Origin of the sequence: Clostridium nigeriense (assembly GCF_900086595.1) — a bacterium.
GTDB lineage: Bacteria > Bacillota > Clostridia > Clostridiales > Clostridiaceae > Clostridium > Clostridium nigeriense.
Window position 1 is genome coordinate 844,662 of record NZ_LT575472.1, and the last position, 16,410, is coordinate 861,071.

Genomic DNA, 16,410 nt, shown 5'->3' on the forward strand with positions numbered 1-16,410 from the left:
ATAATTATAAAAGCTAGTATGAAGAGATTTAAGTTTTTAATAATACCAATAGTAGTTATGATTATTTTTTCTGTATTATTCAATAGTTATATAGACAGAGAGTATGAAATACTAAAAGGTCAAAAAGATATAACTAGTGTAAAACATACCTATAATCATATAGTTAGAGATAGGGGAGGACTATTAAAAGATATAATTAAGGATGAAGGTGATTTAATTTTACTAGGATCATCAGAACTTTCATCACCAGTTGAACAAAATCCAATTAATTTTTTCCCTTTTAATGGTGCGGATTATGATATAAGTATTTTAGGAAGAGCGTATACACAATCTTTGCAACATTCCACTATAATTTCTAATACTAAAGATATAAATACTGAAGATAAAATAGCTATAATAGTATCGGCACAATGGTTTGAAAGTGCAGATGGTATATATGGAGGGAATTTTTCAGTTAATTTTTCAGAAATGCAATTTTATGATTTTTTAAATAATGAAAAAATTAGTAAAGAAAATAAAATATATTATGCAAAAAGAATATCGAGTTTATTAAGGCAAAGTGGAGAATTTGGAGAGGAAAGAATTTATGCTAATTTATATGCTAGAGATAATTTCTTATCTAAAACTTTACTAACTATACTTAAGCCTTACTATAACTTTAAAGAATATATGTTGGAAACAAAGGATAAGGTTCAAACAATAAATATTTTAAGAAGCTTAGATGATAAAAAAGAAAAAGCTTTAAAAGATATTAATTGGGATGAAGAATATAAAAAGGCAGAAGAAATAGCATCAAGTAAAGTTACTAATAACGATATATACGTAGAAGATGAATACTATGATACATATTTAAGAGATAAATATGAAAGCTTAAAAGATAGTTGGAAAGATGTTGATTTACTTAACTCAAAAGAAATGAGTGATTATGAGTTTTTCTTAGATGTATGTAATGAGATGAATATAAAACCATTAATTATATTAATGCCTGTAAATGGATTATATTATGATCATTTAGGCTTAACCTTAGATAAAAGAACAGATTTCTATAATAAGATAGAAAATATGTCTAAAGAAAAAGGGTTTGATGTATTAAATTTACAAAATAAAGAATATGAAAAATATTATATGTATGATGCAATGCATTTAGGATGGAAAGGATGGCTTACTATTGATGAGGAAATGTACAAATATTTCAAAGAAAAATAATAAAGAATTAATAGATAGTATTATTTTTACATTAATACTTATAGCTGTGTTTCTTATATTTGTGGTATCTACTATAAAGGATTTACCATTTGTATACAATCAATTTTAAGAGGGGGGTAAAAAATGAGGATTCTAGAAAATATAAAAATATATTCTAATGAAGAAAGAGTTGCTGCTATAGTAGATGGAGATGAATTAACATATAGAGATTTAGAAAAAAAGTCAAATGCATTAGCATATTATTTATTAAATGAATTTAAAGATGATAGAACACCTATAGTCATATATGGTAATAAAGAAAATGAAATGCTTGTGTCTATGATTGCAGCATTAAAAGCTGGACGAGCATATGTGCCAGTAGATATTACATTTCCAAAAGACAGAATAGAAAGTATAGTTAATGAAGTAAATCCAAAGGTTATAGTAAATTGTACAGATAATAGTATTGATATTGATTCTAATATAATGAATAGGGAAGTTTTAAATAAAGTATATGAGCTTTATGTAGATAAAGAAGTTGATAGCAAGTATTGGGTTAAGGATGATGAAAATTGCTATATACTATTTACTTCCGGAAGTACGGGTAAGCCAAAGGGCGTCCAAATTAGCAAAAATAATTTAGATTCTTTTACAGAGTGGTTCACAGATTATTTAGAAGTAGGAAATGAAAATACTGCTATATTAAATCAGCCTTCCTACTCATTTGACTTATCGGTTATGCCAGTATATTTGGGTTTAATTAATGGAAAAAAATTATTTAGTTTATCTAAAAAAACATTAGAGAATATGAAAGAAACCTTTAATGAACTTATGAAATCAGATATGAGGCTTTGGATTTCTACTCCTGCCTTTGCATCAATGTGTATGCAGGATAATTCTTTCAATACAGAACTAATGCCCAATATAGAAACTATGTATTTTATAGGAGAAATATTACCTACAAAACTTGTTGTAGATATAAGAGAGAGATTTCCTAATGTAAGAATAATAAATAGTTATGGACCAACAGAAGCAACAGTTGCAATTACAGGTGTGGACATAACAGAAGAAATGTTAAATTTAAATAAAGAGTTGCCTATTGGATACCCTATGGAAGGTTCAATAATAAAAATTTTAGATGATAATAATAATGAACTTAAAGAAGGAGAAAAAGGTGAAATAACAATATATAGCAAAAGTGTAAGTAAGGGATATTACAATAATGATGAGATGACCAAAAAGGTATTCTTTGATTCTATTATAGATGGAAAAGAATATAGGGCGTATAAGACTGGGGATTTAGGTTATTATAAAGAAGGTTTATTATATTTTTGTGGAAGAAAAGATTTCCAAATAAAATTGAATGGATTTAGAATCGAGTTAGAAGATATAGAGAATAACTTAAGAAAAGTAAGTAATATAAAAAATACAATAGTATTACCTTTTTATAGAGATGGAAAAGTATCATATTTAGTTGCCTTTGTTATTTTAGAAGAAGAAACAGGATTAAGTAATTTAAAAACTACACTAAAGATAAAAGAGGAATTAAAAAAATATATTCCAACATATATGATACCGAAGAACATTAAAATATTAAAAGAATTCCCGAGGAATAATAATGATAAGATAGATAGAAAGAAACTTATGGAGGAATTTAAGTAATGAAATTAGCACAATATGGAGATTACTTATATTTATATATATTATTGTTATCCTTTATTCCAGCAATAGTACTAGGTATAAAAGGTAAAAATATTAAATATTATGGTGTTTTAATATCAATACTTATGGTAGGGTTAATAGTTGGTACTGGAAAGTATAATCTTCATCTATTTATTATGTTTATTATAGGTGAGTTTCTGGTGATATATGGCTATTTGTTTATAAGAAGAAAAACCGATAATAAACTTTTATATTATTTAGCTCTATTAGCATCCATGTTACCAGTAATAATTACTAAAACCTCGGCACTTACAAGCTTTGGACCTATAGGCTTTATTGGATTGTCATACTTGAACTTTAAAGCTATTCAAATGATTATTGAAATATATGATGGAGCAATAAAAGAAGTTAAGTTTTCTACTTTAGTATACTTTATAATCTTTTTTCCAACATTAAGTTCAGGTCCTATAGATAGATACAGAAGATTTGAAGAAGATCTAAATAAGACTATAGAAAAACAAGAGTATTTAGATGAGTATTTATATACAGGTATAAGGAAGATTTTTATTGGATTAGGTTATAAATTTGTTATAGCTTACTTAGTAAACACTATGTGGATGAGTAAGGTTCCAGCAGATATTACATTTATTAATGGATTAAGCTATATGTATGCTTATAGTATGTATTTATTTTTTGATTTTGCTGGATATAGTTCCTTTGCAGTTGGGACAAGTTATATATTAGGAATAAAGGCTCCAGATAACTTTAATAAACCATTCTTAAGTAAGGATATGAAAGAGTTTTGGACAAGATGGCATATTTCATTATCAAAATGGTTTGGAGATTATATATATTCAAGAATAGTGTTAAATTCTATGAGAAAAAAGAGATTCAAAAGTAGATTTACTGCTTCTCATGTAGCACAAATAACTACTATGCTAGTAATGGGAGTATGGCATGGATTAAGTTCGTTTTATATTATTTATGGGTTGTATCAAGGAGTAGTATTAGTATTAACAGATATAATCCAAAGAAAATGGAAGTATTATAAGAAGCACAAGAAAGAAAAGTGGTTCCAATATGTTCAGATTATTATTAATTTTAATGTAGCATGTTTTGGATTGTTTTTATTTTCAGGATGGCTTTTTAGATAAAATCAGTAGGAGGAATTTATATGTTAGATAAAGTATTAGATATTTTTGAAGAGGTAACAGGAACAGATGAAATAAGAGAGGACTTAGAGTTAGATTTATTCGAAGCTGGTCTTTTAGATTCTCTTGGAATTATAGAAGTTTTATTAAAAATAGAAGAAGTTTTTGGAATTAAGCTTCAACCAACAGACTTAGAAAGAAAAGATATGGCTACAGTTAATAACTTAGTTGAATTCTTAGAGAACTACAATAAATAATTTAAAAGTAAAAAATGAAAATTAAAATAAAAACTCCCAAAAGGGAGTTTTTGTTTTTTACTGTATAATGAGCAATTCATTATACAGTATTAATTATCTATATCAAGTCTCCAAATTAAAGTTATTTGGAATAAACTACATCCACAATTCTATGTTTTTAATTGCTATTGAGAACGAAGTGCTCAATAGCCTTAGCTACTCCGTCATTATTATTAGTATCAGTTATATAATCAGCTTCACTTTTAATTAAATCTAATCCATTTCCCATGGCAACACCAATTCCAGCAAACTTTATCATAGAAAGATCATTTTCAGAGTCCCCTATGCACATAACTTCAGAAGGGGAAATATTTAAACTTTTAGCATAATACTCTACAGCCTTTCCCTTAGAAGCTTCTCCAGACATAATTTCAAAATTATTAGTACCAGAGCTAACTACATGAAGCTTATCACCAAAGACTTTTTTTAGTTCGTCTTTAGCAGCCCAAAGGTGTTTTTTATTTTCTCTTTCTTCAATTACAATTCCTTTTAATATTTTGCCATTAAAATTTATAAGAGTATCAACAAAGTTATTACTATCTATTAAGAACTTAACCTTTTTATCTTCAGGCAAGACCTTATTAATAACTGAGTAAGCATGAGTTTCAGGAACTTCATATTCCCTAATTAAGGTATCCCAACTATTAAAGTTTACGGATAGCCCATGCTTTTTAACTATATTAAAGATTTCTATTACTAAATCAATAGTAATAGGATTTTCTAAAATAGCATCATCATTATAATTAGTTTTAATATAAGCTCCATTAGAAGCTATTACAGCAGTATCTATACCAATTAAATCAGAGTAATATCTTGCAGAACAAAACAATCTACCAGTAGTTATAGCTATATTAACACCAAGTTCTTTTGCTTTTCTTAGGGCTTTTTTATTTCTATCACTTACTTCATGATTACTATTTAATAATGTACCATCCATATCAATACATATTAATTTAATTTTATTTTCCATTTTAATACCTCCCAAAGAAAAATAATTATCATAACTAGTATAATCTAAAATTACAAAAAATAAAAATTCTTATTAATTTAAAGTCCTATAAATGTCAGAAAATGCGATACAAAAGAATATGAAAAAGAACATATGTTTGCTATAATGGGAATATAAATTATGAAAGGGGGAAAGGACTGTCTTTTAGACAATCCTATAAATTTATGAAAGATTTAATTATTAAGGCAAAAAAAGGTGACAAAAAATCCTTAGAAGAAATAATAAAAACCTTTGAACCTCTCATCAATAATACTTCCATTAGCTTCTATATTTATGGCTATGATTCACAGGATATTAAACAAATAGCAACTATTTCTATTATAAAGGCAATAAATAAATTTAATATAGAATTAATAGATTCATTTCCAGCCTATGTAAAGAAATGTGTAAGAAATTCATTATATAAGGAGATAGATAAGGCAACAAAAGTTTATTTTAAGAATAAAGAAACCAAAGAAATTGTAACTCTTATAGATTATAAAGAAATTATAGATGAAAAGATAAATATACAAGAAGATTATCTTGAAAGAGAATTAAAAATAAACTTAGAAAAAGCTATAAGACTATTAAGTGAAAGAGATAGAAGACTTCTCAAATATTTATATGTAGAAAATAAAACTCTTAAAAACTATGCTAAAGACAAAAAATTAGAATACCATAAGGCAAGATATATGAAAGAAAAAGCAATAAAAAATCTAAAAGAACTTTACTTAACAATTAACAAGTAATAATATAATTTCTTAAAAATTACTGTGGAAAAAAAACTCCCAATATGGGAGTTTTGTTTCTAAATTCTTATTTTTTATTATTCATTAAAAAGCTTCTTAAGCTTTTCCAAGGCTCTTTTCTTTAAGCAGCTACAATAGTAATAATCCTTATTTCGAATCCTACAATATTTACTTAAATTAGGCTTTTCATTTTCAATGTATAGAAAGCTAAGAATATCCCTTTCCCCATAATCTAACTTTTTAAAGGCTGAAATTACTTCATTATTATTAAAAGAATCAACTATAATATCTTCAATATTAATATTTTCATCAATTAAACTTTCAACTATTTCAATGTCAGAATCCTTACAAAAATTATTAAGACTAACTTCATCATTGTATTTAATTTCAGATCTTAAAATAGAAATATATCCATTCTTAATACTCCAAAGAGCATAAGAACTAAAGCTTTTGTGTCCTCTAGATAAGTCATATAAATTTATAGCTTTAAGTAAATTCATAATGCCAATTTGTATTAAATCTTCAAAAGTCCTATTTTTTAGGAAGATTCGTTTGCTTTCCTTAATAATTAAAGGATAGTACATATTTATAATTTCTTCTTTAGCTTTAACATCATTGTTCTTAGCTCTTATTAATAATTCTTTCATGTTGCACCTCCAAAAACATCTTTATAAACAAATACCTTATAAAAAAGTAAATTGAGGATTGAAATTGATATTAATTTAATATAATAAATGGAAGTGAAAATATGAAATGAAATTTATATAAAATTAATATTAAAGAATTAAAATAGGAGTATTGATATGGTTGACTTACATTCACATCTAATTTGGAATATTGATGATGGTTCTAAATCTAGGGAGATGACAATAAATATGTTGAATCAGGCCGTTAATGGTGGGACTAGTATATTAGTACTTACTCCTCATTTTTTGCCAGGATACTATGAAGTACCAATAAATAAGGTAAGAGAAAAGGCAGGGGAAGTAAGACTTTTATCAAAGGAAATGGAAATAAATATTGATATTTATTCTGGGCAAGAGGTTTACTTTACAACGAATATATTGGAGGATTTTCATAATAATATGATAGGAACTATTAATGAATCAAGATATATGTTAATTGAGTTTGATATGAGAAATTTTTTAATTAAGGAAGTAATTGATGTTTTATATGAGCTACAACTAAAGGGAATAGTGCCTGTTATTGCACATCCTGAAAGATATCATAAATTTATAAATAATCCTTCTTTAATAAATGAGTTTATAAAGGAAGGTTTTCTTTTTCAGCTTAATATAGGTAGTATTACAGGAGACTTTGGAAAAAAAGTTAATAAAATGGCAAAAATATTTTTGAAGAATAAAATATATAGTTTTTTTGGTTCAGATGCTCATAGAGATGAAAAAAGAACTCCGAATATGAGGGGAGGAGTTGAAATTTTAAAAAATATGGATAGAAACTACTTTGATTATTTAAAAGCTTCAGGGGAAGAGCTTTTAAATAATGAAGAAATATTATTTAAAGGTAATTTAATAAATGAAAGAAAAGGATTATTAGGTATGTTTGGTAAATAAAGATTTAAAAGTTGGTAAAGTAATAAAAGTTATAGATTTTTTAAAAAGTATAAATCTCCTGCGTATATAAGATATGAGGAGGTGATAAAGATGGCAGCAAGTTCAGTATTAGTTGGAAATGCTTTAGGCATAAGCTACCAAGTAGGAGTTGATACAAAAGGAAATGATGTTTTTAAGGGACAAAGCTTTAAAAATATTTCTGCAACTGCAACAGATGAGGATCTAGTAGCTTTATCTGATGCTATAGGTGGAATCCTAGCATATAATGTTTCTACTATTAAAAAAGAGCAAACTTATATAGTAACTAGGGGTTAATAGAGCTTAGTTATAAGTAGCTTAAAAAGGGGGATATTTTATTGGAAAGGAGGAAAGATCATGATTCAAAGAACGGCAAGTATGAGCTTTAAGGATGCAGCTGGTAAGAAGTTAACTTTATCTGTTAGAGACATAAAGGAAAATGTTGAAAATCTAGCAATAGTATCTTTAATGGATACTATTATAAATAAAAAGCTTATTAAAACTGAAGCTGGGGATTTAGTTGAAAAGCAAGCAGCTCAAGTAGTTGTTAAAGATATAAAGGAAATTACTCTTTAGACTTTAATCCTATAGATTGAAGTTTCATATAAAGACCCTTAGTGGAATAACTAAAATATTCTACTAAGGGTTATTTTTAATTAAGTTGAAAGTTTATAAAAAGTAATCATTATAATTTTCTTTTATATATTCTATAATCTTTGATTCATTTTTATTATTTAAATTCTTAATTTCTTCTACAAACTCATCTAGCAATATTCTTTTCTTAGAGGATTTAAAGCCATAACTATTTAGTGTTTTAATATCTTCATCATTTAAGAAGAAGTTTACCTTTATGGCATTTTTAAATTCTTCCTTTATTACTGATAACATTCTATTGGAAAATAATATTATAAAGTCATAGTCTATAGTTTTAATTTTTTCTATATCATAAAGAGTAAAGACTCCAACTAACTTAACATCATAGTAGGATTTTATTAGTTCTTCGAAGAACTGAATTCTTTCATATACGATATTAGTTACTAATATTATTTTTAAGCTTTTTCTTTTTACTGAAGCAGTTATATTCAGCCATTTCTTAGCTATTAATGAAAGGGTAGATATTTGAATATTATTAAGTTCAATATTATATTCATCTTTAAATATCTTTTGATTATTGGAAATTATTTTATGAATTTCTGGTAAAGCTATTTCTACATTATTTACTAGCTTATCATCAAAGTAAACATCTAAATAATGGGAGCAAATCTGCTTGTACATAAAATAATATACTTCTTTTACAAATTGATCCTTCTTTAGAATATCTCCTCTAATATCCTTAAGTAAATTATCTACAAATATATTAGATAACCTTAATAATTTTTCATCAAAGGGGAAGGTCTGTGAAGGATTAGTATCTAGTATTGCTACTACATTACTAAATTCTTGGTTCTCAAGGAGACTATTAAATATTTTATAGTTAGTAACCTTTATTGGAACCTTAGTAATGGAAGTTAGAGCATAGTTATTTTCTTGGCGTAATATTGAAACTGATAAATATAGGATTAAAAATCTTCTTGATAAGTAAGAAATATTGACATTTATATTATTTAAAAAATATAAAAGTTTTTCATCTATAATATCTCTATAAGGTGAAATTTTTTCAATAAATAAATCAAAAGCATAATTTTCATAAGGATTATTTGCTTTTCTTCTTTCTAACTTATTATCTAAATTTACATCCATTATTAGTTGTAATTTCTTTACAACAAGCAATCTAAAAATACTTTCATCACCTTCAATTTTTATCCCTTTTTTCTTTAAAATAGTTAACTTTAGATTATGGCTATTTAAAAGGGTCTTCAAATATTTTGTATCATTTTTTTTAGTACTAACTGATAAACCTAGATCTTCATAAAGGGAAGTTAAGTTTATATAATCATTAAGTAAGGCACTAATTAAAATAATATTTATTCTTTCCATTGGAGTAGATGAATACTCACTTATAGAAAGGGATTCAATGAATTTTGTATATTCTTTATAATTAAATGAAGTAGTTAATAGTCCATTATCTATAATAATTATATTTTTATCTTTAGTATGTAAATTAATAGTTTCAATTTCTCTTCTAATAGTAGATTCATTTTTATTAAAGTGTAGTGAAGCATTTTTTACACTAACTTTTTTCTTATCTAATATGTACTTAATTAATTTTAAGGATGAAGCATTAATTCCCATATACAAACCTCTAAAAATTTATTATTTCAATTATAAGATTAAGGGAAGGTATTTGCAAGGATATTTATTACAAATTTAACCTTTAATAACTAATAAATACAAACTATAATTTTAATAAGATGTAATTGATTACATTGAGACATAGGACATTATAAATTTTCATATAAAAAGTTAAGGGATATTTGTGCACAGAAAAACACCTTAATATTATTATTTATTAATTATTATTTCTACAAAAATTATAATGGGGGAATTTAATATGAAGAAAAAGGATAAGTTCTGGCAATCAGTCCAAACCTTTGGAAGAAGTCTTTTACTACCTGTTGCTCTTATGGCTCCAATTGGAATGGTAATGGGGATTTGTAATGCATTTACTCAAAGTTATATGATAGAGCAGTTTCCATGGCTTTCTAATACAGTCTTACAAACTACTTTAACAAGCTTAAAAAATATAACTAGTGTTGTTTTTAATAATATTCCTTTATTATTTGCCATGGGTGTAGCTTATGGCTTAAGTAAAAAGGAAAAGGGTATAGCTGTATTTTCTTCTGTTGTTGCATATTTAACATTAAATATTGTTATGAATGTTTACTTAACAGTAACAGGAACTTTAGCTCCTGCAGAGACTATGAGTCAATTAGGTCAAGGAGCTGTATTAGGAATTCAAACCTTAAAGATTGAGGCTCTAGGTGGGATTATTGCTGGGGTGGTAGCAGCTAAGTGTACTGATAGATTTTATAAATTACAATTACCACTTGCCTTTGCCTTCTTTAGTGGTAAGAAATCAGTTCCTATAATTAGCTTTGTACTAATGATTCCTATTGGGTTAATTTTACCTTTCTTCTGGGGAATAATTACAAAGATATTAATTAGTGGATCTGTAATTCTTATGAATAAGTACGTAGGACCTGGAATTTATATGACTCTTAATAGATTATTAATTCCATTTGGATTACACCATGTTTTATCTTCTATAGTAAGATTTACTGAAGCAGGTGGAGTTTATGTTATAGAAGGTCAACAATATGTTGGTATCTTAAATGCCATGAATGAAATATTATTTAATTTAGGACCAAGTCATCCATCTTGGAATGAATATATGCCTACTTTATCTAGCTATATAGCTCCAGCTCAAATGCTTACTACTTTATTTAGAATACCAGCAATTGGACTTGCTATGTATAAAACTGCATTTGCAAAGAATAAGAAAATTGCTAAAGGGGTTATTATTACAGTTTGTTTAACAGCTTTCCTAGGAAATATTACAGAACCTTTAGAGTTTACTTTATTGTTAGTTAGTCCAATGTTATTTTTAACTTATTCAGTTCTTGCTGGAATAACTACTATCCCACTTGGTTTCTTAGGAGTAAAAATGGGATATATTAGAGGTACAATATTTGACTTTGGAATATTTGGATTACTTTATGAAAATACTAATTGGTTTAATTTAGTTATATTAGGAATAATTAATTTTGTTATTTTCTATTATGCATTTATATTTATGATTAAGAAGTTCAACTTAGCTACTCCTGGAAGAGAAGACTTTGATTTAGATGAGGGAGCTAGCTTATTGTTAAAGGAAAAGAGATATAGAGAAATTGCTGAAATAGTTGTAGAAGGGTTAGGCGGTGCAATTAACATTTTATCTGTTGAAAACTGTGTAAGCCGTCTTCGCGTAGATGTTGATAAGCCTGAATTAATTAATAAGGATAGAATAAGAGAAAGTGGATGTTTAGGAATATTCTTACCATCAGAAAAGCATATACATGTAGTTTTTGGACCACATGTAGAAGCAGTTAAAAATGCTGTAGATGATACATTAAAGCAGGTACTACAAAATTAAAAAGAATAGAGGGAAACTATGGGTGCATTATACGATTCTAAAAGTAAATCTATTGATGATAGAGGTGTAAAAGATCTTTTAACTGAAAGAAATAAAATCAGTACTTGGTTAATGCTTGAAAAGGAATTAGCCTTAAGTCAAGGAGAATTAGGTCTTATACCTAAGGAGGCAGCAGAAAATATAGCTTTAAATTGTGATATTGAAAAAATAGATTTAGAAGAGGTTTATAGAATAAAAGAAAAAATAGGACATGGATTTATGCCCTTGTTAAAGGTGTTAGTTAAAAATTGTGATGAAGTTGGAGGTAAGTATGTTCATTATGGATGTACTACTCAAAATATACAACAAACAGGGCAGTTATATATAGTAAAAGAAGTAACTAAGAGATTTAAATCTTTTTTAGCAGATATATTAAAAAATTTATCTAATATAGCTATGGATAACAAGGATACTGTAATGCCAGGTAGAACTCATGGAAGACATGCAACACCAATAACCTATGGATATAAGGTATCAGTATGGATTAGTGAGCTTATTAATAATATAGAAAGATTAGAAGAAAGCGAAAAAAGAATTTACCAAGTTATGATGGGTGGAGCTGTAGGCTGTTATAGCGCTGTTGGAGACATAGGTCCAAAGGTTCAAGAATTAGTAGCTAAGAAAATTGGAATGAGCTATATGAGAGTTCCAAGTAGAAATATTTGTACTCATAAGCTTGAATATATTATGAACATGCAGCTTATATGTAATGTCCTTCATAAAATGGCAGAAGAAATTTATTATACAGGTATTGAAGAATTTGGAGAAGTTTACGAGGCTTTTAAGGCTGGAACTGTAGGAAGTAGCACTATGCCACATAAAATTAATCCTAAAAATGCAAAGGGTATAATAGCAAATAGTCAAAAGTTATATTCTTTAGCACAAGTAGGTTTAACTTCTAGTGCAAGAATGTTTGAAGGTGATAGTAGTCAATATATGCTATTTGATTCAATTTTAGATGAAACTATGGAGTTAGTTCTTGAAGTTTTAATGAGGGCAGAAGAATTGACTAGAGGATTAGTAGTTAAGAAGGAAAAATTATATAAAAATGCAAATTTAAACGGCGGTCTAGATAATGCAGAATATATAATGATGAAAATGGCAGAAAAAATAGGAAGAGATGCTGGTCATGAGCTTATGTATGAATGTTCTATGGAAGTTGAACTAAATGGAAAGAGTTTCTTTGATGTTCTTTGTGATAATGAAAAGGTTAAAAAAATATTTACTGTAGAAGAAATAAAGGAATTAATAAATCCAAGAAATTATGTTGGAATAGGTAGTACATTAGCAGAGGAAATGGCTAATCTAGCTATTAAGAAGGCTGATGAAATGGTGAAATAAAATTATGGTGTGGTAAGACTATTTATTTAGTTTTACTACGCCTTTTAGTAATTTCATAATTAGATTTATATAATTTTTGTATGAAATAATTCAGTAGTATAAGTGAAGTTTACAAACAACTTTTTTAAAACAAAGTAATATGAGAAGGAGAAAGAAATTATTTTTATTAAGGTTAAATTTAATTTCTTAATTTAATATATGAATTTATTTGTAACAGATTTTGATAGAACACTTTTTATAGATAGAAAAATATCCTTAGAAGATATAAATAGTATTGAAGCTTGGCAAAAAGAAGGAAATAAATTTGTTATAGCAACAGGTAGGGATATTAATTCTATTAGTGAATATATAAGTATATATAATTTGAAACCAGATTATTTAATATGTAATAATGGTGCAGCTATTTTTGATAAAGGCAGAAAGAGAATTGTATCTAATTTTATAGATAAGAATATAATTTTAGATGTTATTGATTATATTTACAAAAACTATGAAGGCGGATTAAGTTTATCAGAGATTAATAGTAAAATTTCTATTAGACCTAGAAATGGAATTAGTCATGAGAAGGATTGTAAAAAGCTTATATCTTATAAGGAATTATCTTCAATAGGAGAAGTTTATCAAATTCATAAGAGATTTCAAGAAGAAGACTTCACTAAGGTTTTAGAAAAAGATTTGAATTCTAGATTTTTTAGTCACATAATTGCGTATGCCAATAGCCATAATGTGGATATTGTGGCAAAGGGTGTGAATAAGTCTGAGGCTATAAAATATCTACAGGAGAATTTAATTAATATAAATAAGATAATTACTATGGGTGATTCTTATAATGACCTTCAGATGATATTAGATTATGAAGGATTTATAATTTCTAGTGCAAAGGAGAATTTAAAGAATCAAGTTAGGAATATATGCTCTAGTGTAAGTGATTGTTTAAATATAGTTTCTAATATAAGTTAGGAGGAATAGTATGATAATTTATTCTAAAAATATATATTTGGAAGATAAAAAAATAAGTGGATTTATTAAAATAGAAGACAAAAAGATTATTGATATTGCTGAAACAGAAGAGGAATTAAAAAGGGATTCTTTAAAGGATTATATTTTGAAGAATTTAAATTGGAATAGTGATAATGAAATTCTTGATTATACAAATCTTACAATAATCCCTGGCTTTATAGATAATCATATTCATGGTTGGGGGACAGGCTCCTTTTGGTTTGAAAAATCAAAGAAGTCTATAACAGAAATGCAAAAGCATCTACCAAAGGAGGGGGTTACATCTTTCCTTGCAACAACTGGAGCAGATACTACTGAAGAAATATTAACTCAAATAGATGAGGCTAGTGATATATATGAATTTGAGCAAGTTGGAGCAGATATGATAGGAGTTCATTTGGAAGGACCATTTATAAGTAAAGATTATAAAGGGATGCAAAAGGAAGAAAATTGTATATTACCTAATCTTGAATATATGAAGCTGTTTTACAATAGACAAAAGTCAAAAGACTTAATAAAATTAATGACCATGGCTCCGGAATTAGATGGAGCAAAGGATGTAGCTGAGTTTTGCAGAGAAAAAGGAATACAACTTTCAATTGGTCATACTGGAGCTACCTTTGATAAAATAAAAGAAATGAAGGATTGTGGCTTTGGAGGCTTTACTCATACCTTTAGTGGAATGAGAGGAATGCATCATAGAGAACTAGGAGTAGTGGGGGCAGCCCTATACTTTGATGATATGTATTGTGAATTTGCTAAGCAAACAGGACTAACAGTAAAACATGAAGCATTTGATATTGCTTTAAGAATAAAGACAAGTGATAAAATTATTTTATCTACTGATTGTTGTGGACTTGCTATGACAGATAAGCCTTGGCATCATTATGTAAGAAAGATAACTATTATTCCACAAGATGATGGGGTAATGATAAAACATGATGATGGAAGAGAAGAAGTAATAGATAACAGCAAATATGAAAATGTAAGAGATTTAGAAATGAGCTATATAGATTCAGTAAAGAATGTTATTAAGCATTCTAAGGTAGATCTATTTGATATAATGAAGATGGCAAGTATAAATCCAGCTAAATATATAAATGTTTATGATGAAAAGGGAAGCATAGCAGTAAATAAGGATGCTGACTTATTAGTTATTGATGATGATTTTAATTTGATTGAGACTATAGTTAGAGGAAAAGTATATTAGATTATATATAAGCCCTTAGTGAAAATATTAATTAGTATTTTTGCTAAGGGTAATTTAATTATACTTTTTTTATTTTTTTAAAAAATTAAATTGTATTATAGTTAAAAATATAATGTATGATATAATACATTTTTGGTGAGAATTTTGTTAAAAAATAGAAGTTTATAATTGGAAATGTATTAAAATATTGAAAGGTAAATGAATTAAATAAAAAATATATAGGGTGGTCTGTTTGAATAAAAGAATATGTATTTTTATTTTATTGATTATATTAATTTTAAACACTGTATTTTCTCAAAATGTTTATGCTGAAGATGAAAAGAATATTATTAGAGTTGGAGTATTTTATTTAGAACTATATGCATACTTAAATTCTGATGGTGAAATAGATGGTTATTATAGAGAACTATTTGATTTAATTGCTGAAAAAATGAATGTAAAGGTTAAATATATTTTAAGTGATATAAAAGATTTGGGTACCAATTTAGATAATGGAGAAGTAGATATAATTTTAGGAGCTGCTATAACAGAAGAAAATGTAGAAAATTATATTTTTAATAAGCATAGTATAGCCTTAGAAGGTTTTGCACTTTATACTAATGCTAATATAGAGTCAGTTAACTTTGAAAATTTAAATGGTTTAAGATTTGGATATATAGAAGAAAGTCAGAAGTCACAATGGATTTTTAAATTTTTCAAATCAATTAGTATAGATGTTGTTCCAGTAGTAGCTAGTAGGTATCCTGAGTTAGAAAAACTTATGGAGGATAATGAAATAGATTTAATGATTGATAGTGCTTATGGTTTTAATAAGTACAAAAAAATATATGAATTTGTAGGAGATCAAGTTTATATAGCTGCTACTAAAGAAAATCAAAAGTTATTAGACCAAATAGATAAAGCTATAGCTGATTATTATAAGGAAGATGGATATTTAATACCTAATCTTTATAATAGCTATTTTGATGAAGAACACAATAAAATTGATAAAAGTATAAGTATATTAACAGTAAGCATAATCTTAATTTTTATTATATTTTTTATTATTTATATTACTCCTAAATTAAAAAAAGTTTTAATAAGAAAAAAATAAACAATAGATTAAAAAATAATAGATATTTAC

16 protein-coding genes are annotated in these 16,410 nt (G+C 26.6%); 13 read left to right on the top strand and 3 right to left on the bottom strand.

The features are described 5' to 3' along the window. The first annotated feature begins 18 nt into the window (after positions 1–18). The 4 genes from dltD to dltC all read left to right on the top strand — a co-directional run bounded on the left by dltD (position 19) and on the right by dltC (position 4,255). Complete coding sequence (gene dltD / locus BN6774_RS04310) at positions 19–1,206, top strand: D-alanyl-lipoteichoic acid biosynthesis protein DltD (protein ID WP_066890382.1); 1,188 nt, start codon at positions 19–21, stop codon at positions 1,204–1,206. 123 nt (positions 1,207–1,329) lie between these two features. Continuing rightward, a complete protein-coding gene (gene dltA, locus BN6774_RS04315) occupies positions 1,330–2,847 on the top strand; it encodes a D-alanine--poly(phosphoribitol) ligase subunit DltA (protein ID WP_066890383.1) in 1,518 nt (505 codons plus the stop codon). Further along, complete coding sequence (gene dltB / locus BN6774_RS04320; RefSeq protein ID WP_066890385.1) at positions 2,847–4,001, top strand: D-alanyl-lipoteichoic acid biosynthesis protein DltB; 1,155 nt, start codon at positions 2,847–2,849, stop codon at positions 3,999–4,001. The genes dltA and dltB overlap by 1 nt, the downstream gene beginning before the upstream one ends. 20 nt (positions 4,002–4,021) lie before the next feature. After that, on the top strand, positions 4,022–4,255 hold the full coding sequence (dltC, locus tag BN6774_RS04325; protein ID WP_066890387.1) for a D-alanine--poly(phosphoribitol) ligase subunit DltC: 234 nt from the start codon (positions 4,022–4,024) through the stop codon (positions 4,253–4,255). A 157-nt stretch (positions 4,256–4,412) separates the two neighbouring features. On the opposite strand, the gene BN6774_RS04330 is transcribed toward dltC, so the two are convergent. Then, on the bottom strand, positions 4,413–5,264 hold the full coding sequence (locus BN6774_RS04330; protein ID WP_066890389.1) for a Cof-type HAD-IIB family hydrolase: 852 nt from the start codon (positions 5,262–5,264) through the stop codon (positions 4,413–4,415). Positions 5,265–5,467: 203 nt separating this feature from the next. Here BN6774_RS04330 and BN6774_RS04335 point away from each other — a divergent pair, with 203 nt between their 5' ends. Beyond that, complete coding sequence (locus BN6774_RS04335) at positions 5,468–6,031, top strand: sigma-70 family RNA polymerase sigma factor (protein WP_066890391.1); 564 nt, start codon at positions 5,468–5,470, stop codon at positions 6,029–6,031. Between the two features lie 77 nt (positions 6,032–6,108). Here the strand turns inward: BN6774_RS04335 and BN6774_RS04340 are convergent, their stop codons facing one another. After that, complete coding sequence (locus BN6774_RS04340) at positions 6,109–6,678, bottom strand: sigma-70 family RNA polymerase sigma factor (protein ID WP_066890393.1); 570 nt, start codon at positions 6,676–6,678, stop codon at positions 6,109–6,111. Between the two features lie 156 nt (positions 6,679–6,834). Between BN6774_RS04340 and BN6774_RS04345 the strand changes: the two genes are divergently transcribed. The 3 genes from BN6774_RS04345 to BN6774_RS04355 all read left to right on the top strand — a co-directional run bounded on the left by BN6774_RS04345 (position 6,835) and on the right by BN6774_RS04355 (position 8,199). Then, the gene (locus BN6774_RS04345) at positions 6,835–7,605 is read left to right on the top strand and encodes a tyrosine-protein phosphatase (protein WP_066890396.1); all 771 of its coding nucleotides are present in this window, start codon (positions 6,835–6,837) and stop codon (positions 7,603–7,605) included. 90 nt (positions 7,606–7,695) lie between these two features. Then, positions 7,696–7,920, top strand: a complete 225-nt coding sequence (locus tag BN6774_RS04350; RefSeq protein ID WP_066890398.1) for a DUF1659 domain-containing protein — start codon at positions 7,696–7,698, stop codon at positions 7,918–7,920. Between the two features lie 60 nt (positions 7,921–7,980). Then, the gene (locus tag BN6774_RS04355) at positions 7,981–8,199 is read left to right on the top strand and encodes a DUF2922 domain-containing protein (RefSeq protein ID WP_084766869.1); all 219 of its coding nucleotides are present in this window, start codon (positions 7,981–7,983) and stop codon (positions 8,197–8,199) included. A gap of 93 nt (positions 8,200–8,292) precedes the next feature. On the opposite strand, the gene BN6774_RS04360 is transcribed toward BN6774_RS04355, so the two are convergent. After that, positions 8,293–9,855: a helix-turn-helix domain-containing protein gene (locus BN6774_RS04360; RefSeq protein ID WP_066890400.1), complete on the bottom strand. Its 1,563-nt coding sequence runs from the start codon at positions 9,853–9,855 to the stop codon at positions 8,293–8,295. Between the two features lie 259 nt (positions 9,856–10,114). Between BN6774_RS04360 and BN6774_RS04365 the strand changes: the two genes are divergently transcribed. The 5 genes from BN6774_RS04365 to BN6774_RS04385 all read left to right on the top strand — a co-directional run bounded on the left by BN6774_RS04365 (position 10,115) and on the right by BN6774_RS04385 (position 16,380). Beyond that, positions 10,115–11,698: a PTS transporter subunit EIIC gene (locus tag BN6774_RS04365; RefSeq protein WP_066890401.1), complete on the top strand. Its 1,584-nt coding sequence runs from the start codon at positions 10,115–10,117 to the stop codon at positions 11,696–11,698. An 18-nt stretch (positions 11,699–11,716) separates the two neighbouring features. Beyond that, the gene (locus BN6774_RS04370) at positions 11,717–13,078 is read left to right on the top strand and encodes a class-II fumarase/aspartase family protein (protein WP_066890403.1); all 1,362 of its coding nucleotides are present in this window, start codon (positions 11,717–11,719) and stop codon (positions 13,076–13,078) included. A gap of 198 nt (positions 13,079–13,276) precedes the next feature. Then, positions 13,277–14,038, top strand: a complete 762-nt coding sequence (locus BN6774_RS04375; protein WP_066890405.1) for an HAD-IIB family hydrolase — start codon at positions 13,277–13,279, stop codon at positions 14,036–14,038. Between the two features lie 10 nt (positions 14,039–14,048). Further along, a complete protein-coding gene (gene nagA, locus BN6774_RS04380) occupies positions 14,049–15,287 on the top strand; it encodes an N-acetylglucosamine-6-phosphate deacetylase (protein ID WP_066890407.1) in 1,239 nt (412 codons plus the stop codon). Between the two features lie 232 nt (positions 15,288–15,519). After that, on the top strand, positions 15,520–16,380 hold the full coding sequence (locus BN6774_RS04385) for a substrate-binding periplasmic protein (RefSeq protein WP_066890409.1): 861 nt from the start codon (positions 15,520–15,522) through the stop codon (positions 16,378–16,380). Positions 16,381–16,410 lie beyond the last annotated feature (30 nt).

Coding starts and splice junctions, on each gene's coding strand:
- dltC (WP_066890387.1), top strand. CDS start 4,022: ATGTTAGATAAAGTATTAGATATTTTTGAAGAGGTAACAGGAACAGAT.
- dltD (WP_066890382.1), top strand. CDS start 19: ATGAAGAGATTTAAGTTTTTAATAATACCAATAGTAGTTATGATTATT.
- BN6774_RS04330 (WP_066890389.1), bottom strand. CDS start 5,264: ATGGAAAATAAAATTAAATTAATATGTATTGATATGGATGGTACATTA.
- BN6774_RS04360 (WP_066890400.1), bottom strand. CDS start 9,855: ATGGGAATTAATGCTTCATCCTTAAAATTAATTAAGTACATATTAGAT.
- BN6774_RS04345 (WP_066890396.1), top strand. CDS start 6,835: ATGGTTGACTTACATTCACATCTAATTTGGAATATTGATGATGGTTCT.
- BN6774_RS04355 (WP_084766869.1), top strand. CDS start 7,981: ATGATTCAAAGAACGGCAAGTATGAGCTTTAAGGATGCAGCTGGTAAG.
- BN6774_RS04370 (WP_066890403.1), top strand. CDS start 11,717: ATGGGTGCATTATACGATTCTAAAAGTAAATCTATTGATGATAGAGGT.
- BN6774_RS04335 (WP_066890391.1), top strand. CDS start 5,468: ATGAAAGATTTAATTATTAAGGCAAAAAAAGGTGACAAAAAATCCTTA.
- BN6774_RS04365 (WP_066890401.1), top strand. CDS start 10,115: ATGAAGAAAAAGGATAAGTTCTGGCAATCAGTCCAAACCTTTGGAAGA.
- dltB (WP_066890385.1), top strand. CDS start 2,847: ATGAAATTAGCACAATATGGAGATTACTTATATTTATATATATTATTG.
- BN6774_RS04340 (WP_066890393.1), bottom strand. CDS start 6,678: ATGAAAGAATTATTAATAAGAGCTAAGAACAATGATGTTAAAGCTAAA.
- nagA (WP_066890407.1), top strand. CDS start 14,049: ATGATAATTTATTCTAAAAATATATATTTGGAAGATAAAAAAATAAGT.
- BN6774_RS04350 (WP_066890398.1), top strand. CDS start 7,696: ATGGCAGCAAGTTCAGTATTAGTTGGAAATGCTTTAGGCATAAGCTAC.
- dltA (WP_066890383.1), top strand. CDS start 1,330: ATGAGGATTCTAGAAAATATAAAAATATATTCTAATGAAGAAAGAGTT.
- BN6774_RS04375 (WP_066890405.1), top strand. CDS start 13,277: ATGAATTTATTTGTAACAGATTTTGATAGAACACTTTTTATAGATAGA.